Source organism: Verrucomicrobiaceae bacterium, from assembly GCA_016713035.1.
In the GTDB taxonomy this organism is placed as follows: Bacteria; Verrucomicrobiota; Verrucomicrobiia; order Verrucomicrobiales; family Verrucomicrobiaceae; genus Prosthecobacter.
The window spans coordinates 143,218-168,457 of the sequence record JADJPW010000009.1 but is presented as its reverse complement, the minus strand read 5'-3'; the positions used below and the strand labels follow the sequence as shown (position 1 = coordinate 168,457).

General features: G+C 61.4%; 16 protein-coding genes. 5 read left to right on the top strand and 11 right to left on the bottom strand.

Annotated elements, in window-relative coordinates:
• Positions 1-8: 8 nt before the first annotated feature.
• Positions 9-5,108 carry a DUF1553 domain-containing protein gene (locus tag IPK32_22100; protein ID MBK8094581.1) on the bottom strand — a complete coding sequence of 1,700 codons (5,100 nt, stop codon included), beginning with the start codon at positions 5,106-5,108 and terminating at the stop codon, positions 9-11.
• A gap of 270 nt (positions 5,109-5,378) precedes the next feature.
• Complete coding sequence (locus IPK32_22095) at positions 5,379-6,038, bottom strand: ATP-dependent Clp protease proteolytic subunit (protein ID MBK8094580.1); 660 nt, start codon at positions 6,036-6,038, stop codon at positions 5,379-5,381.
• A gap of 364 nt (positions 6,039-6,402) precedes the next feature.
• Between IPK32_22095 and IPK32_22090 the strand changes: the two genes are divergently transcribed.
• Positions 6,403-8,139, top strand: a complete 1,737-nt coding sequence (locus IPK32_22090) for a molybdopterin-dependent oxidoreductase (protein MBK8094579.1) — start codon at positions 6,403-6,405, stop codon at positions 8,137-8,139.
• A 348-nt stretch (positions 8,140-8,487) separates the two neighbouring features.
• Here the strand turns inward: IPK32_22090 and IPK32_22085 are convergent, their stop codons facing one another.
• The 3 genes from IPK32_22085 to IPK32_22075 form a co-directional block, all read right to left on the bottom strand.
• The gene (locus tag IPK32_22085) at positions 8,488-8,937 is read right to left on the bottom strand and encodes a prolipoprotein diacylglyceryl transferase (GenBank protein MBK8094578.1); all 450 of its coding nucleotides are present in this window, start codon (positions 8,935-8,937) and stop codon (positions 8,488-8,490) included.
• Between the two features lie 244 nt (positions 8,938-9,181).
• Positions 9,182-10,525, bottom strand: a complete 1,344-nt coding sequence (locus IPK32_22080) for a radical SAM protein (GenBank protein ID MBK8094577.1) — start codon at positions 10,523-10,525, stop codon at positions 9,182-9,184.
• Positions 10,526-10,534: 9 nt separating this feature from the next.
• Positions 10,535-10,846, bottom strand: a complete 312-nt coding sequence (locus tag IPK32_22075) for a hypothetical protein (GenBank protein MBK8094576.1) — start codon at positions 10,844-10,846, stop codon at positions 10,535-10,537.
• A gap of 462 nt (positions 10,847-11,308) precedes the next feature.
• Between IPK32_22075 and IPK32_22070 the strand changes: the two genes are divergently transcribed.
• Positions 11,309-11,746 (top strand): hypothetical protein, encoded by a 438-nt coding sequence (locus IPK32_22070; GenBank protein ID MBK8094575.1) that lies wholly within the window; start codon positions 11,309-11,311, stop codon positions 11,744-11,746.
• Between the two features lie 212 nt (positions 11,747-11,958).
• Here the strand turns inward: IPK32_22070 and IPK32_22065 are convergent, their stop codons facing one another.
• The 3 genes from IPK32_22065 to IPK32_22055 are packed head-to-tail and all read right to left on the bottom strand — an operon-like array spanning position 11,959 to position 16,296.
• Positions 11,959-14,790, bottom strand: coding sequence for a protein kinase (locus tag IPK32_22065; GenBank protein ID MBK8094574.1), 2,832 nt, complete (start codon positions 14,788-14,790; stop codon positions 11,959-11,961).
• Positions 14,729-15,415, bottom strand: coding sequence for a protein kinase (locus IPK32_22060; GenBank protein MBK8094573.1), 687 nt, complete (start codon positions 15,413-15,415; stop codon positions 14,729-14,731). Before IPK32_22060 ends, IPK32_22065 begins: the two co-directional genes overlap by 62 nt.
• A 26-nt stretch (positions 15,416-15,441) precedes the next feature.
• The gene (locus tag IPK32_22055) at positions 15,442-16,296 is read right to left on the bottom strand and encodes a hypothetical protein (GenBank protein ID MBK8094572.1); all 855 of its coding nucleotides are present in this window, start codon (positions 16,294-16,296) and stop codon (positions 15,442-15,444) included.
• Positions 16,297-16,409: 113 nt separating this feature from the next.
• On the opposite strand from IPK32_22055, the gene IPK32_22050 reads away from it, so the two are divergent.
• Positions 16,410-17,264, top strand: coding sequence for a sugar phosphate isomerase/epimerase (locus IPK32_22050; protein MBK8094571.1), 855 nt, complete (start codon positions 16,410-16,412; stop codon positions 17,262-17,264).
• A 55-nt stretch (positions 17,265-17,319) separates the two neighbouring features.
• Positions 17,320-18,726 (top strand): Gfo/Idh/MocA family oxidoreductase, encoded by a 1,407-nt coding sequence (locus tag IPK32_22045; protein MBK8094570.1) that lies wholly within the window; start codon positions 17,320-17,322, stop codon positions 18,724-18,726.
• A gap of 73 nt (positions 18,727-18,799) precedes the next feature.
• Here the strand turns inward: IPK32_22045 and IPK32_22040 are convergent, their stop codons facing one another.
• The 3 genes from IPK32_22040 to IPK32_22030 all read right to left on the bottom strand — a co-directional run bounded on the left by IPK32_22040 (position 18,800) and on the right by IPK32_22030 (position 23,169).
• Positions 18,800-19,654: a hypothetical protein gene (locus tag IPK32_22040; protein MBK8094569.1), complete on the bottom strand. Its 855-nt coding sequence runs from the start codon at positions 19,652-19,654 to the stop codon at positions 18,800-18,802.
• Positions 19,655-19,727: 73 nt separating this feature from the next.
• Entirely contained in the window at positions 19,728-21,701 is a 1,974-nt protein-coding gene (locus IPK32_22035) for an SUMF1/EgtB/PvdO family nonheme iron enzyme (protein MBK8094568.1), read from the bottom strand.
• A gap of 34 nt (positions 21,702-21,735) precedes the next feature.
• Positions 21,736-23,169, bottom strand: coding sequence for a hypothetical protein (locus IPK32_22030; protein MBK8094567.1), 1,434 nt, complete (start codon positions 23,167-23,169; stop codon positions 21,736-21,738).
• Between the two features lie 285 nt (positions 23,170-23,454).
• Here IPK32_22030 and rpsA point away from each other — a divergent pair, with 285 nt between their 5' ends.
• Positions 23,455-25,134, top strand: coding sequence for a 30S ribosomal protein S1 (gene rpsA / locus IPK32_22025; protein MBK8094566.1), 1,680 nt, complete (start codon positions 23,455-23,457; stop codon positions 25,132-25,134).
• The last annotated feature ends 106 nt before the right edge of the window (positions 25,135-25,240 follow it).

Here is a 25,240-nt window from a genome sequence, read left to right as displayed (position 1 = left end):
TAATTGACTCAATGATTAAACAAGAACGCTGGTGAATTGATGAGGGCCCAGGCGAGGTCTTGGGCGGCGGTGAGGCGCTTGTTGGTGAGCTGTTTGGCGCTGAGGTCGGTGTCGCGGCGGAGTTGGATGAGTTTGGGGTCGAGGACGATGGGCTTTTGGGTGTCGGTGTGCTTGGCTTGGAGGGCGATGAGCTGGGGATCGATGGGGAGGGGCTTTTTGGCGGTGGCGAGGGCCTTTTTCTGCGATTGGTAGTCGCGGAACTGGTTGAGGAAGTGGGCGGTGAGGGTGGCGAGCTGCTCGGGGGTGCGTTTGGCGGCCTTCAGGGCGGCGGCGACATCGGCGGGGACGCCGAAGCGGACGGTGGGGCTGTTCGTGACCCAGAGGCGGAAGCGGCCGGGGTTGTATTTGCCGTTTTGGAAGTTGCTGGTCATCTGGATGCTGAAGGAGGTGCCGCCTTCGTTGCTGATGGGCTTTTCAAAGCTGAAGATGGCTTCGTGGCGGAAGCCGGTGTCGGGGCTGACGGCCCAGCCGCGGTCGCGATTGCCTTTTTTGAGGGCTTCACCAATCGGGAAGTTGTCTTGCTCGAAGTCGGCTTTGGGGTTTTTGAGGGTTTGGGCGATGCCGGAGCCGCGACGGCGTTTGGCGTCTGCGGCGTCGGTGGTGACGACGAGCTCGCCGAGGACGAAATTGCCGTCTGGGGCCAATCCGGGGCCGTTGGCGGGGAGGCGGTCATCGGGGAGCATTTCGAGTTTGATGCCGGTGATGTTTTGGAGGCTGGTTTTGCCGAGGAGGAGGTAGTTTCCGGTGGTTTGCTTGCCTTCGGGCATGGGGGTGGCGAGGAGGCTGCCATCGGGGAGGTTTTCGAGTTTTTCGACGCCGCCGGCTCGCTGGGCTTTGAGGTCGAGTACGTGCCACTCGGTGGTGAGATCGAGGTAGTTTTCCCATTTGGGCTGATTCATGGGCGCGGTGTCGAAGGTGGTTTTTACTTTGGCTTCGGCGGCTTTGATGCTGGCTTGGCGTGCGGCTTCTTTTTTGGCGTTTTCGGGGGCGATTTTGGCCTGGTAGGCCTTGAGTTCGGCTTCGGCGGCTTGGATGGCGGTGAGGCGCTGTTTTTCGGCGTTTTCGATGTGGGGTTTTTGCTCGGCTTCTTTGGTCTGGTGGGCTGCGGCGAGGTTTTTGTGCTCGGAGTCGAGTCCGGCCATGCTTTGGAGTGCGGCGCTGATTTCCTTCTCCGTGGCGTGGCGGTTGAGGATGCGCATGAAGACGGCGTCGATGAGTTTTTTGTCGTCGGCGATTTCGGCGGTGAGTTTGGCGATAGCGTTGGCGGGATCACTGATGGCATCACCGACGGTGGGGCCGCTCATGAGGGCCATGACGGGGCCGAGATTGACTTCGTTGCTGCGCTCGCATTCGCAGACGGATTCACGGGCGGGTTTGCCGAAGTTGGTGAGGAAGCCGTCTGGGAGCTGGGTCTGGCCGTCGATGAGCTGGGCGGCGCGGGTGCCTTTGGGGACGCCGGGGATGTTTGGCATGCTGCCGGTGGCGGCGAAGACGGAGTCAAAGAGGACTTCGGCGGGGAGGCGGCGTGCTTTGGCGTGGCTGTAGTTGGTTTTGTCGTCTTCGTTCCATTTGTTGGTGGCGAGGGTGAGCTGGTAGGTGCGGCTCTGGACGATGAGTTTCATGAGGTGGCGGACGTTGAAGCCGCTCTGGATGAATTCGGTGGTGAGGTGCTGGAGGAGCTCTGGGTTGCTGGGGGGATTGCCCGCGCGGATGTCATCGAGGGGCTCGATGACGCCGGTGCCGGTGAGGTAGCCCCAGATGCGGTTGGCGTAGCTCATGGCGAAGTAGTCGTTTTCTGGGCTGGTCATCCAGGTGGCGAATTGCTCGCGGCGGGAGGTGGCGGTCTTGCTGACGAGCTGGGCATCAAAGGGCACCTGCGGGGCGACGGGCTTATTGGTGCGGAGGTGGTTCATTTCGCCGTCTTTTTTGTCGGCGACGATTTCGAAGAGTGGCTTCGCTCCTTCGACGGCGGTGCCACCGATGGTTTTGCCTGCGGCGGCGGGATCACCTTTGAGATCGACTTGGGCGAAGTAGGCGGCGGTCTGGTAATATTGGTCCCAGGTCCATTTTTCAAAGGGGTGATCGTGGCATTTGTTGCAGTTGAAGCGGGTGGCTAAAAACAGATGCGTGGTGTTTTCGACGAGTTCTTCGGGGGTGCGGACGGTTTTGAAGTAGGCGGCGGCGGGGTTTTCTTTGTTGGAGCCGGTGGCGGTGATGATGCGGTAGGCCATGCGGTCGTATGGGGTGTTGTCAGCGACTTGCTGCTTGATCCAGCCGCGTAGGATGGAGACGCCTTCGGTGCCGAGGAATTTGGAGTTCACTTGGAGCATGTCGGCCCATTTGTTGGACCAGTGGTCGATGAAGTCGGGATTGCCGATGAGCTGGTCGATGATGGCGTTGCGCTTGGTGCGGGTGTCACGATTGTCGGCGAGGAAGGCGGCGACGGCTTCGGGCTGCGGGGGGAGGCCGGTGAGGTCGAGGTGGATGCGGCGGAGGAAGTCTTCATCGCTGCACAGGCCGCTGGGCTGGATTTTCATGCGCTGCCATTTGCGGGCGACGAGCTCGTCGATCTTGCTCCACGTCTCTGGCTGCTGCCAGGTGTAGCCAGTGCGGTCGCCCATGACGGTGATGGTGGTGGCGGCGTAGGCTCCCTCAAAGCGGGCGAGGATGGCGGCCTCGCCACGGCGTAGGCTGGTCATGAGGCCTTTTTTATCGGCTTCGATGACGTCGCCGTTGCCACTGTCCATGAAGGCCTCTGCGGTGACGTCTTTGACGTAGCCGTCGGCGTAGCGTGCGATGACACGCATCTGCTGGCGGTGGCCGATGCGCTCGAGGACGGGATTTTTCGGGAAGAGCTCGATGCTGACGACGCGGGGTGTTTTCAGGTCGAGGCGTGCGCCTTGGCTGATCCAGGCTTTGAGGGTTTCATAATAAAGCTCGCCGGGGACGGTGAGCTGGCCGCCCTCATGCGGGACGGCGCCGCTGGCCTTCAGGAGCATGAGGGAGTGCTCTGGGGAGGCGGCATTGGCGCGGCGGCTGCCGAGCTCATCGGTGAAGGCGAGGACGTCGTAGATGGGGTCGTAACCACGGAGGGAGAGCTTGAAGCCGGCTTTGCCCTCTTTGGCTCCGTGGCAGGTGCCCTGATTGCAGCCGAGCTTGCTGGCGATGGGCATGATGTCGCGGACGTAGTCGGGCTTGAGGGATAAACTCATGCCGCTGACGCTGACGGGGACGCTGGTGGACTGGCCCATGAAGGCGATGCTGACCTGGCCGCTGCCGTCTTTGCCGGGGCGGATCATGCCGCGTGCATCGACGCTGAGTGCGGCGGCATTCGTGCTGGTGAGCTGGGCCATGCGGGTGATGTCGGCACGGGTGCCGTCGCTCATGGTGGCGGTGATGATGAGCTGGGCGTACTCGGTGGGTTTGGCGATTTTGACGTTTTTCGGCTCGACGTCGATGGCGGTGACTTTGAGACCTGGGGTGAGGGCCTCCGCTTTGTCGTCTTTTTTGACCTCTACACGGACGGTGTCGTCTGCGATGACGTCGCTGGCGGCGAGGGCTTTTTCCTTCACTAGGGGGACGGAGGTGAATTGGTGGGTGATTTTGCCGGTGGCGGCTTCGATCAGGCGGATCTGGCCGTCCTGACCGGCTGCGGCGACGGTTTTGCCATCGGGTGAGAAGGTGACGCTGAAGATGCCAGCGGGGATGGCGGTGGAGGAGAGCTGCTTCACGCCTTGGGTGACCCAGTCGTCGAGTTCTTTGCCTTTGCCGTTCACGGTTTCGACGATCTTCTTCACTGCATCGGGCAAGGTGCTGTCGTATTCGCTGGTGTAGATGTTCACGGTGCCAGTGCCCTCAAAGGAGGCACCTGCGGCGATGCGCTTGCCATCGGGTGCGAAGTCCACACCGAAGATGCGGCCCTGCATGGCGGGGAATTTGCGGATGAGGTTGGCATTGTCACCGATGACGCGCTTCGTGATGCGCTCCATGCGGTAGATGGCGGGCACGCCATCGGTGCCGCCGATGAGGACTTCATTGCGCTGCGGATGCCGTGCGAGGACCTGGACGCCGCCTTTGAGTGCTCCAGGGGTGATGGAGGTGACATTATCGACGAAGCGCTGCGTGGCGACCTCGGTGAGCTTCACGCTCATGTCGCGACCGCAGGAGACGACGTGCTTGCCATCCACGCCCCACACGGTGTCGAGCACCCAATCGCTATGGCCACCCATGAAGAGCGTTTCTTTGCCAGTGGCGGTGTCGATGGCACGCACGGCATTGTCCGCGCAGCCGAAGGCGAGTTGCTTGCCATCTGGGGACCAGCTGGCTCCGTAAATGGTGTCAAAGGTGAGCGATTTGGAGAGCTCGAGCTTCTTCGCCGCGACGTCCCAGATCTGGATCTCGCCCATGCGTGCGGGGCTGCCGCCGGTGACGGCGATTTTTTTGCCATCCGGCGACCAAGCGAGCTTCTGGATGCGCTCGGCGAGTCCCACGAGTCGTGCGACGAGGCCGCTGCCGTCGGCCTTATGCACCAAGACCTCGTGATAACCCGCGACGGCGATCATGGTGCCATCGGGTGAGTATTCGACGGAGGTGACGGCCGGTGCGGTGACATAGACGGGCGGATGCGCCATGTCGTATTGCGCTTTCGCAGAGGCGGGCGTGTCGTCCTTCGCACCCTCATTGATCCAGCGCTCGATGAGTGCGATCTGCGTGGCGTGCAGCGGGTCCGCTTTCTGCGGCATCTCCACTTTGCCATGGGCATCGGGCTTGATGAGCTTGAGCAGATTTGACTCCGCTGCCTTGCCCGGCACCACGGCGACGGCCTCCTCGCCGCCTTTCAGCAGAGCGGCGAACTCGGTCATGATGTAATCGCCCTTTTTCTTCGCTGGCTGGTGGCAGCCATTGCACTGCGCCTGGAAGATGGGGCGGATGTGCTTGTAAAACGACACCGGCTTGGATGCGTCGATGCCCTCGTCCTTCTTCGGCATCTGCGCAGGGGCAGAAACGGCAGACAAAACGAGCGCGGCAGTGAGGAGACGGTTCTTCATGGCAAAGAGGGGACTTGGGGCCGCAAAAAACGGGCTTCCGGCGGAGATCCTTGCGTCAGGAGAGTGTCAGGGCGGGATAGTGCATGCGGAAGGACGCGGAAGCTCATGGCCGAAACGCTGTCCCATGGGTCGAGATCGCGTGATCCCGCTACGGATTCGTATTCCCGTCAAACTAGATGGGTCCTGCGACAAAATCATGAGGGGTAAAATCATGATTTTGTCCGTCAGGGTTTGGTGACCCATCGAGATGGAGGCCGCTAGGCTCCCACCTTACTTCGCCTCGGCCGCAGCGGCGAGGTCACGGCTGCTGGTGAGCACTTTGTCCACGAGGCCGTATTCGGCGGCTTGGGCGGCGGACATGTAGTTGTCACGGTCGGCGTCACGCTCGATCTGCTCGACGGATTTGCCCGTGTGATGAGCGAGGATGCGGTTGAGGCGCTTTTTGAGGTTGAACATGTATTCCACGGTGCGCTCGACATCGCTGGCGGTGCCGCGTGCGCCGCCGGAGACCTGGTGGATCATGATGTCGCTGTTCGGGAGGGCGTAGCGCTTGCCTTTGGTGCCTGCGGCGAGCAAGACGGCACCCATGGAGGCGACGAGGCCGATGCTGTAGGTGCAGACGTCGCAGGTGAGGAACTGCATGGTGTCGTAGATGGCGAGTCCAGCGGTGACGCTGCCGCCGGGGCTGTTGACGTAGATATTGATGTCCTTTTTCGGATCCTGCATCTGGAGGAAGAGGAGCTGCGCGATGATGATGCTCGCCATGGTGTCATTCACCTCGCCGCCGAGGAAGATGATGCGGTCCTTCAGCAGGCGGGAGTAGATGTCGTAGGCACGCTCGCCACGTCCCTCGGACTCGATGACGGTGGGGACCATGTAGCTGCTGGACGGAGTGATGACGGAGGGAAAGTCGGTGGGGGTGGTGGACATGAGGCAGGGAATCAAGGTGATGCGGCCATATTGTCAATGAAGCGGGCTGTCATGCCGCATTTCTGCTCTGGACGCATTTTCTGAGCGGAGGTCCTCCCTCCCGGAGCAAAGAGCAGCCCAGGGCAGACCGCGTATCCCCCGAAAAGCCGCCCACCCACCCCCCCCCCGCGCCCCCCCCCCCGCCTGGGGGGCCCCCCCCCCCCCCCCCCCCCCCCCGCGCCCCCCCCGGGGGGCCCCCCCCCCCCCCCCCCCCCCGGCAAGGCTGCCCCCCGGGGCTCCCCCCCCCCTTGTGAAACTTTTCACAAAATCGGGTTGCCGCTCCCCCCTGCGCTCCGATAATCGCCCGCCTTTCCCCTTTTCGCTCATGCCTGCACCTGCTGAAGCCCCCGCTACTCCCGCCGCACCACCTCCTATCGACATGGTGAATGTGCAAATCGACGGCGTTTGGCACAAATTCCCCAAAGGCACCCGCATGATCGAGGCCTGCAAGCAGGTGCAAAAAGAGGTCCCCCACTACTGCTACCACCCGAAGCTCTCTTCCCCCGGCAACTGCCGCATGTGCCTTGTCGAAATGGGCATGCCCCCGCGCCCCGCACCGGGCACCGAGCCTGAGAAAGACGAGCACGGCATGCTCAAAATTGGCTGGATGCCGCGTCCCGTCATCGCCTGTGCGAACACCGTCGCTGAGGGCATGGGCATCCGCACCGACAGCGTGCTCACGCAGGAATGCCGCAAAGGCGTGATGGAATTCCTCCTCATCAATCACCCGCTCGATTGCCCCATCTGCGATCAGGCCGGCGAGTGCCGCCTGCAGGAGTTCAGCGTCGAGCACGGCAAAGGCGAAAGCCGCTTCCGCGAGGACAAGGTCAAAAAGCCGAAGAATGTGGACATCGGTCCCCGTGTGCGGCTCGATGACGAGCGCTGCATCATGTGCAGCCGCTGCATCCGCTTCACCGCCGAGATCGCCGATGAGCCCGTGCTCGGCTTCACCGAGCGCGGCAGCCACACCACGCTCGCCGTGCATCCCGGCAAGCGCCTGGAGCATAATTACTCGCTCAACACCGTCGATATCTGCCCCGTCGGCGCTTTGACCAGCAATGACTTCCGCTTCCAGCAGCGTGTGTGGTTCCTCACCGAGACGAACAGCATCTGCACCGGCTGCGGACGTGGCTGCGACATGGAAATCGGTGCCCGTGGCGATACGATCTACCGCCAGACCCCACGCGAGAACAACGACGTGAACTCCACCTGGATGTGCGACAGTGGCCGCCTCGACTTCCATTTCGTGAATAGCGAGTTCCGCCTCACCGACCCCATGGTCAAAACCGGCGGCAAACACCAAATCGCCAGCTGGAAGACCGCTCTGAGCACCACCGCCGAGGCCCTGCGCGGCCTGCGTGGCGACGAGATCGCCATCATCGCCAGCGGACGCATGACCAATGAAGAACTCTTCTTTGTGAAGCACCTCGCCGCCCAGCTCGGCACCACGCAGCTCGACATCATCCCCCGCAGCGGCGGAGCGGACAATTACCTCCGCGCAGACGATCTGAACCCGAACACCACCGGGGCGAAACTCATCCTCGGAATCACTCCAGGCTCCAAATTGGCCGAAATTCAGGAAAAAATGTCCCGTGGCCTCATTCGTGGCGTTTTGGCCCTTGGCGAGAATTTGCTCAAAGTCGGCTTCCAGCAGCGCGATCTCGAAAAAGTGCCCTTCATCGCCACATTGCACCTTTTGGCCAATGCGAGTGCCGAGCTCAGCCACGTCGTGCTACCAGGCACTGCGTATGCCGAGAAGCGCGGCAGCATGATCAATGTCACCGGTCGCCTCCAGCGCCTGAACAAGGCCGTCAAGACCCCTGGCGACGCCCATGACACCTGGGAAATCCTCCGCGACCTCATCGTCGCCCTCGGCGGCGGCAATGGCCTCCACAGCGTGGAAGACGTCTTCAGTCGCCTCGCGGCCGAAGTCCCCGCTCTGAGCGGCCTCACCTTCTCCAAGATCGGCGACCAGGGCCTCCAAGTGCTCGAAACCGCCGAAAAAATCCCCCTTCTCGAACGCGAGAAAGAGCGGAAGGCGAAGGGCATCATCGTGGGATGATGCTGCGAGCATGCAGCAGTCTTTCTGCCTCCACCGATAGCGTGGCGTCTCTCCGTCCGTCTTGGATGGAGTCATGAAGAGACTCTTTTTTATCCTACTGCTTGCCATCCCGGCTCATGCGGCAGAATTCCGCGCGGGAGCAGCCACCAGCAACATCCCCCTGGCCGCGCCTGGCGCTTCCAGGATGGCAAGCGCCACATCCAGACACCCCCCGCCTCCTCCGACAAGCTGGCTCGTCGCGCGCGTGATCGTGCATTGTGAAGCAAAAAGGGAACGCAGCCAGCCCCCCCGCCCCCCCCCCCCCCCCGCCCCGCCGCCAGGCCGGCCCCCCCCCCCCCCCCCAAGTCTTCATCGGCGGCGCGGAAATCTCATCACTTGGAGAAAACCAACTGCCGCTAGCACCAGCGCGATGATTTGATACCCACTCACGCCAGCGATCATCATTGGCGTCTCTCGCATGTACTCATGCATGTAGCGAAACAGGCCATAGGCCGCGAAGTAGAGGAAAATGAGCCTGTCCCGCAGCAGGCCGCGCCTTCTCAGCTCAAATAGCAGCACCAGCATCGTGATCTGAAACACGCCCTCGACGAGCGGTGCTGGCCAGCGGTCGCCACGGGCAGCGAAGACACCTGCGTAGCCGCTTTTTCCCAAGCAGCAGCCGTGGAAGTAGCAGCCCACACGCCCCAGCGCCAACCCCAGCGGCACGATGAGTGCAAAGCCGTCGCCCGTGGAGCTTTTATGACCGACGAGCTTCTTCGCCAGCTCCACACCCGCGTAACCGCCGAGCAGGCCACCCAATACGGACTTTCCCGTCGCGAAGCGCAGCCAGCGGTCCGCAGCGACCAGTCCAGCCAGCCTTCGGCGAAGAGATAGGCCAGCTTCGCTCCTGCAAAGGCACCCACGAGTGCGCCGATGTAAATGACGAGCATCTCCGGCCTGCCACGATGTCGCCGATGCCACGCGATGGCCCCGATGAGGATGCCTGCCGACATCGCCAACGCATACGCGAGGCTGCCGGGGATCAGCGTGTGTTGCGGAGCATTCACAGCGCGGCCTGGGTGTCTGGAAAGCCGGAGTAGTAGCGGCAAAAGGAGTCCAGCTTGCCATCCGGCCGGATCACATGCGTGCAGCAGCGGTCGATGCGGTCTTCGTCCCAAGTCCACGCGTCCATGAAGGGCTTCACCATCAGGCGAAAGGCCATGCTGCGGGTTGCCTCCAGCGTTTTGAGCAGCTCACCGAGCGGTTCGTTTTCACAGCCACAGCGAGCGAGGTCTGCCAGCGTGTAGTGCATCTTGTCGTGCAGGAAGCCTTGGAGCTTGGAAAAGTCGAGGAAGTCACTCACCGGCCACACCTTGCCCTCACGGCGGATCAGGTAGCCGATGGTGGCACAGTTTGGATCACCACAGGGTAGGGGCGTGAAGTCCTCGAACCGCAACTGCCCTCCGCATTGCTCCACCGCGCCGAGGAGGATGTCTGCCGTGTTCAGACGCGTGCGTGGCTGCGTGCTGTGCCTACGCCCGCTCCAGAACTCGGGCTGAAAAGTGATGCCGTGGATGTTTTCGTCCGCCAGACCGAATCGGATCACCTCACCGAGCTGCGGCAGGTTTTGCGGCGTCACCGTCATCGCCAGCGTGACGGGAATGTTCGCCGCCGCGAGGTTTTGCAGCGCTTTGGCCTTCACTTCACGCAGATCGGCTCCACGCAGCTCATGTTGGCCCTCGGCCTGCATGCCATCGAACTGCAAATAGACCTGCAAACCGCCATCACGGAAGATTTCGCCGATTTGGCGGCCAAACTCCGGTTCCTTGGCAAAACGCACGCCATTCGTGTTCAGCAGCGCAAAGTCGATCTTCGCGTGATTTTTGATCCAGCGGCACAGTTCGGCCAATTCCGGGTGCAGCGTCGGTTCACCGCCAGAAAGCTGCAAAATCTCGATCTTCCCTTTCCTCGCGATCACGCTCTCCACTCGCTGCTGGATGTCCGCCAGCGGCACCGCATCCAACTTGGAGCCGACACCGACCGGCGAGTCCGCATAGCACGTCGGGCAGGCCAAATTGCACGAATTCACGATCTCGATGAGCGCCAGGCAGGTGGAAAGCGTCTCCAGCGGGTCCGTGCCGCGTCCTTCTGCATTTCGCCCGAGCGTGCCCGCTGTTTTCCCCTCCGCATCGCAACACGCCCCACCTGCACAGCAGCGGTTCTCCTCCTTCCCCGTCGCTAGCCAGTAAAACCGCGCATCACTCGCGATGCAGGCCGTGTGCTCCCCATGCGCCACGCAGCGCCGTTTGAGAAACACTTTGCCGTCCTCCTTTTCGACGGTGGCTGGACACGGCTTCAAACACTGCGGACAGCGCGAGGTGGTGCGTTTGAGTAGGGTGGAGGGCATGGGGAAGTTTCAGAGGCTGAACGTTGCGTAGCAGCCGACGAAAAAGCTGCAGACCATGAGAATCCAGCCAAAGAAAAAAGCGAGCAAACCCAACCCGAGGTTAAAACGGCAGATCATCGTGCATGCGACCGCGTGCAGCAAAAGTACAACCATCGGCACACCCCAAAAAACAGCCTCAGGAGGCTCGCTTTGCATGTTTTCCTCGATGGCGCCAATCAACGCCGGGAGAACGATGGACGAAAGGATCCAGAGCAAGCCCAATGCAGAACTAAGTTTGGCCTTGGAGTGGTGCAGAGCGGATTGGTGTGTGTTGGGTGTCATCGCCGATATTCATCTGACGCTAATCGGCCCCCAGATTGCTATGCAACCAACGAAGAACGAAAACATGATCAGTGCCCAGCCGCTGAAGTAGAAGAACAGAGCCGCGCATCCGTGAATGCCCGGCAGCTCTCGGCTCAGATTTCGGTGCATACCGATGGCTGTGAGGACAATGATCAGAGCAGCGAATCCTGTCAATTCATTCAAAGAGCAGATGGATCCAGCTACGCTCGGAAGCACAACCGTGGAGACGATCCACCACAGCCAAGTTCTGCCATTACTCGGAGCTGGGGGCATGATGGCCGGGTCTTCCATGCCGACATGAAAATACGAGAGACGTTCTCAGGCAAGGAGTGTTTTTGACGCTGCCGCGAAGTCGGCTCCGACTCATGCTGCTTACTTCATTGACGCCGCAGTCTCTTTTCGATTAGAACCTTCAGCGGCTCCACTGCACCTCTCCTGCTCATGAAAACTCTGCTCTTCCTCGTTGTCGTGTTGGCCGTTTGTCCTGGCTTCATTCAGGCCCAGTCGGTGGCGGAGCTGCAAAAGGAGCTGAAGGTCAGGCGCAAGGTGGTCGATGATTGGTTCAAGACGGAGCTCGTCCGAATCGCCCAGCGGTCGAGGACGGATGAGGAACGCAAGAAGGTGCTGGCGGCCTGTGACTGGGAATGGGACGCGGGAGAGGCTGGCATCACCTGGATCACGCTGAAGGAAGATGGCAGTGGCATTCATCATTATCAGGGCGCGGCCTTCGCGTGGACCTGCGATGGATGGGACGTGAAAATCGTCTCGCCGAAGGGTGCTACAGCGAGCCTCAAGTTTGATCCGAGCACGCTCAAATACACGGGCAAAGACTTTGATGGCAAGACGACGATCAGGGGTGGAATGAAGCTCACGCCCTGAGCTAAACTGCGCCTATTCACGGGGGTTTTCGAGAGCGCAGCCTTCTGGAGTGCTCCAGTCCTCTGGGCTGGGGGCGCTGGCGCCTTTTCGATGGCCTTGACCGATTGGCCATGGATTGACCTGGCGGAGTGCTTTGATCGAGGACGAGGCGCAGATTTTTTGCCCGACGCTCGGGGCGGTTTCTGCGGGTTGGCAGAGTGGGGGGGGCTGCTTCAGGGAGTGCCGCCGGGGTTTTGCAGGCGGCGGAGCTCGCGGGTGGCTTCTTTGCTGGCGCTGTGGGCGCGGAGGTAGTCGAGGTAGTCGGGGAGGGGCTCGTCGAGCTCGGGGGCTAGGGGACGACGGGCAGGGGACTCGAGCAGCCAGTGGGCGAGGCGTGTGGCGGCGGTTTCTTCGGGGCGGGCGGCGGTTTTGGGTATGGCGGCTGTTGCGGCCTGATAAGCGGTGAGATCGAGCGATTCCATGCGGCCATCTTCGGTGAGTCGATTGCCGGCGAGGGCCTCGGCGAATTGCAGGAACCACTCGGGGAGGACGGCATTTTGCGCGGGCATGGGCATGGTGAACCACCCGGCGTTTTGCAGACGGAAGAGGACGGTTTTGCCATCGTCCGAGACGCGTGCTTGCACGGGGCCGGTGGCGTGGCGGACGGCGGGGGTGAGGCCTTCGCCGGTGCGGACTCGCCAGAGGAGCATGTCGCCTTTTTCAGTGAAGGTGACGAGGGTCTGGTCATCGGGGGAGAGGGCGAGCACCTCGACGAAGCTGTCGTGCTGCATGGCGGCGATGGGGCGGCCGGTTTGCACGTCCCAGACGCGGACCATGCGGTCGCGGCCGGAGGTGATGGCGAGTGCGGCATCACTGGAGAGGATGGCGGCTCCGACGGCGGGTGCGTGGGTAAAGGGGGTGCCGTAGGGCTTGCATTCCTGGCCTTGGAAGACGGCGACGTGGCCTTCTTTGTCTGCGGCGATGAGGTGTGTGGCGGGGCGGTTCCAGGCGGCGGCTTCGGAGCGGCGGACAAAGTCGGGCGCTTTCTCTGGGGCGGGGGGGCGCTCGATGAGCTGCTTTTCCCCTGCATCGGTGAAGCGGCGGGTGGCCATGCTTTCATAGATGCTCCAGACCTGGACGTAGGGGAGCAAAGTGGGTGCGTAGGCGAGGAGGGATGCGTCTGGGGAGATGCTGGCGGCGGAGACGCTGTGGTGGAGGTTGCGTGTGGTGCGCTGGCCACTGCGGGTGTCCCAGACTTGGATGTCGCCGTTTTTGGAGACGCTGGCGACGAGGCCCCGCTCTTCGGCGATGAGGGTGGTTTTGATTTCGCCGTCGTGGCCGTGCGGCGGGTCACGGGGACGCTCGCTGTCGAGATCCCAGGTGTGGACGTGGCCGCTGGCATCGGAGACGTAGAGTGTTTTGCCATCGGCGGTGAGTCGGGTGCTGAGGACGGCACCGGGATGCTTCAGGGGATCGACGGCGAGGATGTCCTGCTCGTAATTGCCGACAAAGACGGTGCCGCCATTGGTGCCGATGGCGACGATTTTACTGCCTGTGTGCAAGGAGACGGCGGAGATGCCGCCGTCGCTCTGGTCCATCTCGACGGGGGCCCCGCTGGGCTTCATGGTGGTGAGATCCCAGACCTGAGCGAGGCCTTCATTGCTAGCTGCGACGGCGGTGGTGCCGGTGGAGTCGATGTCGAGAAAGAGGACGGCCTGTGCATGGTCAAAGCGCCGCGCTGGCTTTTCTGGCGCGGTGAGATCCCACACAAAGCAGGCGGCTTTGTTTCCATTGGTGGGGATTTTTTCGCTACCGGTGATGAGGGTGGAGCCGTCGGCACTGAGGGCCATGCTGAGCACGAGGCTGGGCATCTTGGGTTCGAGGACGCGGCGCTGTCCGTCGCTGTTGAGGGACCAGAGCTCGACGCTGCCATCGGTTTTGGCGATGATGGCGGATTTCCCATCGGCGGTGATCTGGAGGCAGGTGACTTCGATGCCTTCTGGCAGCGGGTGGTCTGCGCGGGTGGCTGCGCCCTTCGCGATGTCCCAGATGCTGATGACCTCATGCAGGGGGAGGCGCTCGGGCGGCAGTGGGGCCTGGAGCATGCCGGACATGATGGTGCTCACGGCGATCACTTTGCCCTGCTGGCGGCTCAGGGCGGTGAGATGTGCCTCCTGCGCACCCTCTGGTAGGGGTAGCTGCTCGGTGACGGGCCGCATGAGGTGCACGTTGGAGAGCAGGGAGAGCAGATTCGTGCTGGCGAGGCTGTTCTGCGGGTCGGTGCGTAGGGAGCGGGTGAGGTAGGCGGTGGCCGGGGCGAACTGGCCGCGCTCGGCGTATTGGCGTGCCATCTGTTCATCGCCACGGCTGTAGCTTTTGCGCAGATCCTGCCCTGCTTGCTCGGCACGGCTGCGATTTTGCTCGGATTGAAAGTAGAGAGCGGTGCTGGTGATGCCGCCTGCGATCACGGCAAAGGCGATGGCGGCACTGGCAGAGACGCCTACGCGGTGGCGACGCACGAAGCGGCTGATGAGGTAGGTCTTGCTCGGTGGGCGGGCGGTGATGGGCTCCCAGGTGAGGTAGCGGGTGATGTCCTCTGCGAGCTCATTGGCGCTGCTGTAGCGGCGTGCGGGGTCTCGCTCCAGCGCCTTTAGCACGATCCAGTCGATGTCTGCGGCCAGATCAGGTGCGTGGGTGCTGGGCTTCGGGGCATCGCGCTCGGCGAGGTCTCGCAGGAGCACGTGGATGGGCTTGGCGGCGATATCCGCAGGTGTGATGAGCGCTTTGCCGCAGACGAGCTCAAAGAGGATCGCGCCGAGGGCATAGACGTCACTGCGGGTGTCCACATGGCTGCTGCCGTGCTCGATCTGCTCGGGGCTGATGTAGCCGGGGGTGCCGACGAGTTGATCGACGCCGGTAAAGTCTGCCTGGGAGGCATCGCGGCCCTCCAGCACCTTGGCGATGCCGAAGTCGATGACTTTGGGGGTGATTTTGCCCGCTTCATCACAGACCATGATGTTGGAGGGCTTCAGATCGCGGTGAATGATGCCCCTTTTGATGGGCATGATGCACGGCCTGACAAACTGGCACGAAAAGCTCCAGCCGGTGGCGCAGATCGATCTCGTTTTGTGTGCAGTAGCTGGTGATGGAGCGGCCTTTGACCAGCTCCATGACAAAGTAGGGCATGCCGCTGTCCGTCTCACCGGCATCGAGCACGCGGGCGATGTTCGGGTGCTCCATGAGGGCCAGCGTTTGCCTTTCCGCTGCGAAACGGCCAAACACGATGGCGCTATCCAGGCCCGCTTTGAGAATCTTCACCGCGACGAGCCGCTGGATGGGCTTCACCTGCTCTGCGCGGTAAACCACACCGAAGCCGCCCTCTCCCAGCTTATCGAGCAGGCGGTAGCGATCACTGATCCAGCCATCATCATCGCCTGGATTGGTCGAGCGGCGCTTCTGGCCACCCATGGAGGCCATGGACGAGGCAGAGTGCATCGTCGCGGCGGGGAGTTGGCGGCTGGGATTGGCCACCGCGATGGTGGGGGCATCGGGAGAGGTCTCGATCGTCTCCGCTCCTGCCGCAGGCAAATGGCGGGCAGTGGCTGGTGGCGACTGCGTCACGATCGTGGCCATGCTCCCGATCTCATCGAGCGTAGCTTGGGGCGGGAGGCTGGCTGGATCGGGTTTCACGGCGGAGGAGCGGTAGGAGAAACGGGCTATGCGGCCTTTTGGGGCCGGATTTTACTCCAAATCATGCGGAAGGGCCATGTCAGCGCTACGAGCACCGCACCGACGATGGCGGCAAAGACGTTCATTGGGATCAAAATGAGCTGTAGCAGCGGTTGGAGCAGTTTTTGCAGCCAGGTCCACTTGGACCAGGCGAGCGTGAGTGCCGTGAGAATGAGGATGCCGGCGAATTTCCAGAGTTTCAGCTCGGTGGGAGTCAGGTGCTCGAAAAAGTGGTGAAACTGCAATTCTGCCAGCAGCAGCAGCCCCACGTAACCGACGAGGATGAAGGCGGTGTGCTCCAGGACTGGGTATTTCTCGATCATCTTCACCGCCACACCTGCGATGAGTCGTAGGGCGATGATGCCGATGGTCACACCGACATAGACGGGCCACAGATCCTTGGGGCTCAGAGCGATGGCGGCGACGACATTGTCCACACTGAGGCTCAGATCCATGAGTGAGATCATCATGATCGTGGCTCCGAAGGTGCGGTGATGCACATTCACAGCCTCGCCCTCTTCTTCCTCGATGCCTTTTTGACCGACGAAATGCGCACACATCAGCCAGACGAGGTACATCGCCCCGGCGAACATCACCCAGTGGTTCGCGATGATCCAACTGGCCACCAGCAGCGCCACGATGCGGAAGCCATAAGCGCCGATGTAGCCGATATTCATCGCCAGAGCCCGTTTTTTATCGTCCAGGTGCCGTGCCATGGCGGCGATGGCTAGCGCATTGTCCACGGACAGTAGGCCCTCGATGACGATGAGTGAAAGCACGACCGGGAGGGCGTCTTTGAGTTGTTTCAGCGTGTCGGGGGAGAGGAGGTCGGCTAGGGTCATGTGGCGGGGTGCATCATGGAGTCGCCCACGGCCCTTTCAAGCTCAGAGCGGCGGCGGGATCGCTTCTCTCCTTGCCATTTAGCGCTCAACTCCCTAGCTTTCCGGCCCCACATATGAAAATCGGCTTCAATCTCCTCCTTTATACCGGCCACGTCACCGAGGCTAATTACCCCGTCATCGAAAAACTCAAGAAAGCCGGCTACGACGGCGTCGAGCTGCCCATCTTTGATGTGAGCAATCCCGCCCACTTTTCCAGCATCGGCAAAGTCCTCCAAGACAACGGCCTGCAATGCACCGCTGTCACCGTGCTGCCCGATGAGGCACACAATGCCATCTCCCCCGTCGCGGCGAATCGCCAAGGCGCTATCGACCACCTGAAGCGCGTGCTCGAATGCGCTCACAATGCCGGCGTGCAGACCCTTTGCGGCCCTTATTACCAAGTGCTCGGCCAATTCACTGGTGCCTTCCCCACTGAGGCGGAGCTCAATCACGCCGCTGAGGTGCATCGCGCCATCGCCCCTGTCGCCCAAGCTGCTGGCGTCAAATGCGCCATCGAGGCCCTGAACCGCTTTGAGTCCCACTTGCTCAATACCATGGAGCAGGCCGCCAGCTACGTGAAGCGTGTCGATCACCCGAACTTCGGCACCATGTATGATACCTTCCACGCGAACATTGAGGAAAAATGCCCCATCAAGGCCATCGACACCGTTTTCGCCTCTGGGAAGCTCAATCACGTCCACATCAGTGAAAACGATCGCGGCACCCCCGGCCGTGGCCACATCAACATCACCGAGCAGATCCAGCACCTGAAAAAAATCGGCTACGACGGCTGGATGACCATCGAGGCCTTCGGCAGCGCCCTGCCAGACCTCGCCGCGGCCACCCGCGTCTGGCGTGACTTCTTCCCCAGCACCGAGCAGGTGTACGAAGAGGGCATCCAGGTCATCAAGAAAGCGCTCCAAGCCTAAAATCAGTCTTCTTTCGCACACAGAACACAAACATTCACGACGTTCCCCTCCACCCATGACTACTCCATCCACCCCTGCGGCCACCTCACGCCGCGATTTCCTCACCACCACGGCTGGCGCTGCCAGCGCACTCACCGTCGCTCAGTCCGCCTGGGCGGCCGGTAGCGACGAAGTCAAAATCGGCCTTATCGGCTCTGGCGGCCGTGGCTCAGGTGCCGCTGATCAGGCCCTGACCACTCCGAACAAGGGCTTCCGCCTCCACGCCATCTGCGATGCCTTCAAAGAAAAAGCGGAAGGAGCCCTCTCCAACCTGCGCAACAAGCACGCAGACCGTGTCCAGGTCGATGACCGCATCTTTGACGGCGTCGAAGGCTACAAAAAAGTCCTCGATACCTGCGACCTCGTCATCCTCACCACGCCTCCTGGTTTCCGCCCCTACCACTTCGAAGCCGCCATCAATGCCGGCAAAAACGTCTTCATGGAAAAGCCTGTCGCTACCGACAGCCCCGGCGTGCGCAAGGTGCTCGAAATGGCCAAAGTGGCCGATGAAAAGAATCTCAAAGTCGTCGTCGGCCTCCAGCGCCGCTATCAGAACTGCTACCTCGATGCGCTGAAGCAGGTGAAGGACCAGGGCATCATCGGCGACATCGTCTCCGGCCAAGTTTACTGGAACGGTGGCGGCATCTGGTTCCGTGATAAGCAGCCCGGCATGAGTGAGCTCTTGTACCAATGCAACAACTGGTACCACTTCACCTGGCTTTGTGGCGATCACATCAATGAGCAGCACATCCATAACATCGACGTCGCGAATTGGTTCATCGGTGGCCATCCAGAGACAGCCGCCGGCATGGGCGGTCGCCAGCAGCGTGTGGACAAGAAATGGGGCCAGATTTATGACCACCACTACGTCGAGTTCACCTATGCCAACGGCGTCCGTGTCAACAGCCAGTGCCGTCACCAGAGCAACACCAAGCCGGATGTGCGTGAGGAATTCACCGGCACCAAAGGCAAGCTCTACCTCGACAACAGCGGCAAGTGCTACGCCAATGACCACAAAGGCAACGCCATCTGGAAATACCGCGCCGCACGCGAAGACCGCGCCGCTGGCGAGGGCAAAGGTAAAGGCAAGCGCAATGCCGGTGGTGGCGATCCGAACCCCTACCAAGTCGAGCATGACACGCTTCAGGACGCCATTCTCAACAACAAGCCGCTCAACAATGCCTACTACGGCGCAGAGAGCACCATGACCGCTATCATGGGCCGTATGGCCACCTACAGCGGCCAGGTCATCACCTGGGATCAGGCGCTGAACTCCAGGGTGCAGCACATGCCCGCCATCGTCACCGCAGAGACAGAGGCCCCGGTCAAACCGAACGCCGACGGCTGGTATCCCATCGCCATCCCCGGCTACAAGCCTGATGACTACGCCAAGCTCGGCATGCAGCCCGTCGAGATCGTCTAATCACGGCATCCTCAGCATCCAAAACATCTGCCGTAGCCCGCGAAAGCGTGCTGCGGCTTTTTCTTTTCATGCCTCAGAGCCCGTCGGGCCGCTCGGAGGACTTACGGATGCCTTTGTTCGGATCCGTCTGCTTCGCAGGGTCAAAATACTCTCCCCCGACGATGCGTGCCCCGTCGCGTGTGAGGACCATCGTGGGGCGACTGCCCTCGATGTCTTTGTAGTAGCTGCGGCGGGCTACTTTGCCATCCGGCTTCACCGTGGTGTGGCAGAAGATGCCAGGACTAGCCATGAAGAGGAGCTGGAAGTTGTTTTTCGCATCCACAGACATCTGCGGCTGGATGCTGTGCATGATCGGGCCGAGTAGGCGTGTGCTCAGGTTCTCTTTGGTGCGATCATCCACGAGGCGGGCGTAGAGCGTCACACTATCAATGTCACGGAAGATGATGGCCTGGTAGCGGCGTGCGCGGCCAGCGGAGGGGAAGCCCTTTGGCACACCGAATCCCTCATCAAACATCGGCTTCGAGTCTGTCACGGAGATGCGAGCACGATTCGTTTCATAATATTGGCCGCTGGGGGGATGAAAGACGGCCCCGCGAGCATAATAAGTGCCCACCGAGCTGGTGGCGGATGCCCCCTCGATCTCCACGGTGTGCTGCGTGGTCCCGCCTGCCTTCAGCGAGATGGCCCCCTTCGAGCCGATGGTCACTGGAGCGAGCACACGGCCCTGAGCGTCCTCGAAGGTGAACTGCATCCACGCACGCGCTCCAGTGCCGCCGAGGATCACATCTGCGCCAGAGCGGTTTGTGATCGTCACTACGGCCAGGACGGGCTCATTGACCAGGAAGCTGTTTTTTTGCAGCGTGAGATTCGTCGCGTACTGCGCGGCGGCAGAGCTAGCGAGCAGGAGAAAGGCGAGGAGCTTGTGCATATTGAGGCGGAGTATGAATCAGAAAACGGCAGTCCAACATCAGGAATATTCGACACGAGGTCACGGTGGCGTGTCACGCACGACGCGGAATCCGCGTGCTGGCACGGCCTCCATGGCAGAGTCTGGGAAGCGGCGGTCGGTGAGGAGCCTGATCGCTACTTTTCATGCCAAAATGGCCACCACGCACCACGGGCACACGTAAATCGGGGTAATCTGGGTGCAGCGGCCAGTCGCCTTCGCTTTGCTCACCCGCAGTCCATTCCTGCACATTGCCCGCCATTTCGCGGACGTCGTAGGGGCTCACATCACGCGTGTCACGCGTCACCGCAGCGGCAAAATTATGCCCGTCCTTCGTGCCGCCCTTTACGCCAGGCTTGTCGCTGTAATCATCACCCAGATTCGCCGCGCCGGGCACATCTGCATCACCCCAGGGGTAAGCACGGCCCTGGTCGCCCCGCGCGGCCTTCTCCCACTCCAGCTCTGTCGGTAGGCGCATGCCCCGCCATTTGGCGTAAGCATAGGCATCGAACCAATCCACCTCCGTCACAGGTGTGTGGATGGAGACTGGCTCACCCTGCACGGGGGTGCCATTCACCGCCGCAGCCATGTAGGCATCCCAGTGCGGGGGAGTGTGGCCTTTTTTAGTCTTCGGCTGCTCTGGGTGGTCGTACTGGCCTGTTGGCCCCTTTTTCAGTGCCGCGAGAAATTCTGCATACTGACCTAGAGTGACCTCATGTTTGCTGATCCAGCATTCTTTGGCCAGTGGCTTGTGGAGCTGTTCTTGGTAAACAAAGGGCCCAGCGGGGATGTGTGCCCATTGCTCGACTTGGGGCACGGTGGCAGCCTTGGAGCTGATGAGGCGGTTTTTCCCGCCTGTGCCGCCACTGGTGAGCGCCCCGACTCCGGCGATGAGGGCCAGCAAGGAGGCAAAAATCAGCCATACCCACCACGGACGGCCCCCACTGCTCGTCACCACGGTGGGCAGTGTCTCAGCCTCGATTTTTTTCACGATGCTGTGCTCACGCATCGCATCGCGGATGTCATCCAGCGTCTCCAGCAGGCCGCTCCAGTCATGGTGGCCGTTTTCCAGCGCGGTGAGCATGCCACGCGCCTTTCCCTCCGCCGCAATGGGGCGCAGCATGTGCAATAGGGCTCGTACATCCGCCTTGGCATCACGGCGGGTGGTGCCGCTCTGGCGGAAGATGTTGGTGATGCTCGAGTGGTGATCCCCGTCGATGTAAATATCACGCGGAGCGAGACTACGGTGGTGGTAGCCGCGAGTCGTCGCATGCTCCATCGCCTCTGCGATGCCGTGGAGCACCTCTGCGAGCCTGCGCTCATTCAGATGCTCATCCGCTGCCTCCAGCTCCTCCAGCGTGCGTCCGCGTGGTAGCTCACGGGTGTAAAAGAGCCAGCCGTTCGCCTCGCCAGCCTCGAACAACGGCGCGATCCGCGCATACTCCAGCCCGGCCTTCACCCGGATACGCTCGCGGAATTTTGCCACCACCTCCGGCTGATTGAGAAACTCTGGTTTCAGCAGCACCAGCGCTACTGGGCGCTGCACACTCACCTGCATGGCACGATACGTCTCTGCCTCATTTTCGATGTAGAGCCGGTCGAGCACCTGATAGCTGCCCAGCACGGTGCCGGGCACCATCACGGGCTGCGGTGCAGAGGCATCCACGGGCTCAGAAAGCAGTGCCTGCACACGCAGCAGCAGTTTTTCATGCGAGTAGGGGCTGTCTTTCAGCACGGATTCGCCCGCGACTTGCTCATCGAACTCACTCAGATCGAACCGCGTCGTGAAAAGCACCCGCACATGCGGGAAGCGTGCCCGCGCCACATCACGCAGCTCGAAACCCGTGTGATCCTCATCGAAAATCGCCTCCGTCACGAGCACATCGAGAGCCTGCGCCCGTGCGATCCACGCTGCCGCAGCCACCGGATCTGCCACATGCGAGATCGTAAATCCCGGCAGCCGATCACGCAGGAAGGCAGCGCGGCCTTCGAGTGCTTCAGCTTGGGAATCGGCAAAAAGGAGGATCATCGGAAACGGGAGCAGGCAGGGCTGCACGGGCAGTTCATCTCCCGCTCGGAGGCAGAAGTGGATTCGGGCCGCTGCTGGTCGTCCCCAGCGGCAGAGAGAGCTGTGCCTGCTCTAGGAGCTCACGTGGCTCCGCCACGACATCCTGGAGCTTATTGTCATAATACAGATGCAGCATGTAGCCGTGGTAGGTCTTATGCGTGCGTGTAGCCACCTCCTGCGGAGTGGGTGGCGGCAGGGTGTAGATCACGTCCACCACCTCCACATCGCTGCTGTTCCAGTCCACTCGCTGGGTCTTCCAGTCCTCAGAGAGCTCGGTGGTGTTATCCAGCTTCACCTCTGTGCCCTGGCGGTGATAAAAGAAGGTCTTCAGGTCGATCGCGTTCGGGTCGATGGACTTATTCCCCGTGCGATTGATCGGTACACGCAGCACATAGCGCTCCCCGTCTTTGATGGCAAAATCACGCACGACCTGGCAGGCACCCAGGCGCAGGCGTTTTTCAGAATCGGCCACGGGAGTGCCCGTGATCGTCGGCACCGCCACGCTATCAGCCCCCGGCACATTGCCCAGCCTCCGCTGCGCTAGATCGTAGTATTGACCCGCCTTGGAGGCACCTTGGAGCTGGATGCCCCGCCATTGGTCGATGGCTTTTTGATTCAAGCCCATCTGCTCATAAATCTCTGCCATCTCAGCCATCACCGCCGGATTCGCCGGAGAGACTAGGTCCGCCTGCCGCAGCACATTCATGGCATCCTGCGTATTGCCCAGGCCACGCAGCTCCTTCGCACTGGCCAGTAGGCCATTCACATCACGCCGGGCATCCAGCATGCTCGCCCCCGTCTCTGGCACCAGCGGCATCGGCAGTGGAGCAGCCTTCCCAGAGCCGGGGAGGGCTGGTTTTTCATTCAAATCCGGCGCGATCTGTGTGCCCGAGCCATCGATCACAGGGATCTTCGGCATCGGCATGCCCCCACCAGGTAAAGTAGGCCCACCAGACATCCCCCCAGCGGCAGCACCAGCCGCAGCGGCCACGAAATTCGGGATCGCAGGCTCCTTCATCCCTCCACCGGGCAGATTCGGCGCCGTGGGGACCGCCGTGGAGCCGAAAGAGCCCACCGGCGGCGGCGCATTCGGTGACACAGTGGGTGCGGCAGCCATTTGCGGAGTCTCCACCGGAGCAGGCGGCGGAGCCTCGATCTGGCCTGGCATCGGCACCGGCTTTCTCGGAGCAGCGGGCACGGATGCCAGCGGCGTAGGCTCATTCACGACTGCGGGCGCTGCCGGCTGCGGCACCCCTGGGAGCGGCGGCACAGCCATCTTTGCCTCTGCAGAGGCAGGCGCGGGCTCCTTCACCGCCGCTAGCCATAAAATGACCCCTAGCTGCGCCACGACGAGCACAGAAAGAGAACCCCAGGCGAGAGCAGCGGCACGGTCACGATCGTTCGTGAGGATAGAGGAAGGCGGAGTCACGGATTTATTTATAGAGAAAGGCGGCCATCGTACGGTCCCGCCCGGAAAGTGTCAATTACAGCATCCGCCCGCGACTGATTGTAAAAACTTCTCTCCCCCCAGCATAAACCTTTCGCTTCCGGGCCGAACTTCCTCCTTGCCAAAAACAGCTTCACCCCGAGTATGGCGGCCCTCTTGTCCGGGCACCCTCTGGTGCTGCGGGACGACAGCCCGCCGTGTGCCTCCGGAGCGGAAGCACACATGCGGTTCACCCACCCAACGCTCCCAACCCGTTAAAACACATCAATGAGTGCTAATGCATCGCTCGCCGACCTGATCGCAGGTTCTTTCCGCGAGCTCTCCGAAGGTTCCATCGTCAAAGGCCGGATCCTCGAAATCAAACCCCAGGTCATCCTCGTGGACATCGGCTACAAGTCCGAAGGAGCCATCCCCTCCAACGAATTCGAGGACGAAGACATCCAGGTCGGCGACGAAGTCGAAGTCCTGCTCGAGCTTCTCGAAAATGACGAAGGCATGGTCGTTCTCTCCAAGGAGAAAGCCGCCCACCGCCAGAATTGGGAAAAAATTTACCACGTCTTCAAAGACGGCGGTCTCGTCAAAGGCAAGGTCAAGAGCGTCGTCAAAGGCGGCCTCATGGTCAACGTCGGCGTGGAGGCCTTCCTCCCCGGCAGCCAGATCGACATCATCCCGCCGAAAGACCTCAACGAATACGTCGGCAAGGTGTACGAATTCAAGATCGTCAAAATCAACGACGAGCGCAAAAACATCGTCCTCTCCCGCCGCGAAGTCATCGAGGCCGAGCGCAGCGAGCAGCGCCAGAAGTTCCTCGACTCCGTCAATCCGGGCGACAAGGTCACTGGCGTGGTCAAGAACATCACCGACTTCGGCGTCTTCGTCGATCTCAACGGTATGGACGGCCTTCTCCACATCACCGACATGTCCTGGGGCCGCCTCAACCATCCTTCTGAGATGGTCGGCATCGGTCAGGCTGTGAATGTCATCATTCTCGAAGTGAATCGCGAAAAAGAACGCGTCTCCCTCGGCCTCAAGCAGCTCCAGAACAACCCCTGGGAAAACATCGAAAACCGTTACCCCGTCGGCCACAAAGTCCGCGGCAAAGTCACCAAGCTCGTCGCTTACGGTGCCTTTGTGGAAGTGGAAGAAGGCGTCGAAGGCCTCATTCACGTCTCCGAACTCTCCTGGACCAAGCGCATCGCTCGTCCGGGCGACGTTTTGGCTGTGGGTCAGGTCGTGGAGTCTGTCGTCCTCGGCATCAACAAAGACGAGCGCAAGATCAGCCTCGGCGTCCGCCAGCTCGAACCCAATCCGTGGGACGACATCGACGCTCGCTACCCTGTGGGCACCAAGATGACCCGCGCCGTGCGCAACCTCACCGCCTACGGCGCCTTCGTCGAGCTCGAAGAGGGCATCGACGGCATGATCCACGTCTCCGACCTCAGCTGGACACGCAAGATCAACCACCCATCCGAAATGCTCAAGAAGGGCCAGGAAGTCGAAGCCGTCGTTCTCGGCATCGACAAGGCCAATCAGCGCATCTCCCTCGGCATGAAGCAGCTCGAAACCGATCCATGGAGCGAGATCGACGGCCGCTTCAAGGTCGGCGAAGTCGTCAAGGGCCGCGTCTCGAAGATCGCCAGCTTTGGTGCCTTCGTGGAGCTCGAAGACGACATCGACGGCCTCGTGCACATCTCGCAGATCAGCGAGGAGCGCATCGAGAAGGTGAAAGACAAGCTCAACGTCGGCGACGAAGTCGAAGCCCGCGTCATCAAGGTGGACAAAGTGGAGCGCCGCATCGGCCTCTCCATCAAAGCCATGAACTACAGCGACGCAGACATCCAGAAGGAAAGCGCCGCCTTCGAAGCCCTCCGCCCCAGCACCGACCTCGTCGGCCTGGAGCAGGCCTTCAAGTTCGCCACCGAAGAATGGCGTCCAGGCGGTTCATAATCGCCAACACACCACTCAGAAACTCGGAAGGGGCACCGCACGGTGCCCCTTCTTTTTGGTCAGATGTGAGCGCAAAAAAACTCAACAATCAGCAATCGATTGTTCA

What these genes read in the sequence shown, in the direction of transcription:
- IPK32_22100 (MBK8094581.1), bottom strand. Translation starts at nt 5,108, where the DNA reads ATGAAGAACCGTCTCCTCACTGCCGCGCTCGTTTTGTCTGCCGTTTCT.
- IPK32_22095 (MBK8094580.1), bottom strand. Translation starts at nt 6,038, where the DNA reads ATGTCCACCACCCCCACCGACTTTCCCTCCGTCATCACTCCGTCCAGC.
- IPK32_22090 (MBK8094579.1), top strand. Translation starts at nt 6,403, where the DNA reads ATGCCTGCACCTGCTGAAGCCCCCGCTACTCCCGCCGCACCACCTCCT.
- IPK32_22080 (MBK8094577.1), bottom strand. Translation starts at nt 10,525, where the DNA reads ATGCCCTCCACCCTACTCAAACGCACCACCTCGCGCTGTCCGCAGTGT.
- IPK32_22075 (MBK8094576.1), bottom strand. Translation starts at nt 10,846, where the DNA reads ATGACACCCAACACACACCAATCCGCTCTGCACCACTCCAAGGCCAAA.
- IPK32_22070 (MBK8094575.1), top strand. Translation starts at nt 11,309, where the DNA reads ATGAAAACTCTGCTCTTCCTCGTTGTCGTGTTGGCCGTTTGTCCTGGC.
- IPK32_22065 (MBK8094574.1), bottom strand. Translation starts at nt 14,790, where the DNA reads ATGCCCATCAAAAGGGGCATCATTCACCGCGATCTGAAGCCCTCCAAC.
- IPK32_22055 (MBK8094572.1), bottom strand. Translation starts at nt 16,296, where the DNA reads ATGACCCTAGCCGACCTCCTCTCCCCCGACACGCTGAAACAACTCAAA.
- IPK32_22050 (MBK8094571.1), top strand. Translation starts at nt 16,410, where the DNA reads ATGAAAATCGGCTTCAATCTCCTCCTTTATACCGGCCACGTCACCGAG.
- IPK32_22045 (MBK8094570.1), top strand. Translation starts at nt 17,320, where the DNA reads ATGACTACTCCATCCACCCCTGCGGCCACCTCACGCCGCGATTTCCTC.
- IPK32_22040 (MBK8094569.1), bottom strand. Translation starts at nt 19,654, where the DNA reads ATGCACAAGCTCCTCGCCTTTCTCCTGCTCGCTAGCTCTGCCGCCGCG.
- IPK32_22035 (MBK8094568.1), bottom strand. Translation starts at nt 21,701, where the DNA reads ATGATCCTCCTTTTTGCCGATTCCCAAGCTGAAGCACTCGAAGGCCGC.
- rpsA (MBK8094566.1), top strand. Translation starts at nt 23,455, where the DNA reads ATGAGTGCTAATGCATCGCTCGCCGACCTGATCGCAGGTTCTTTCCGC.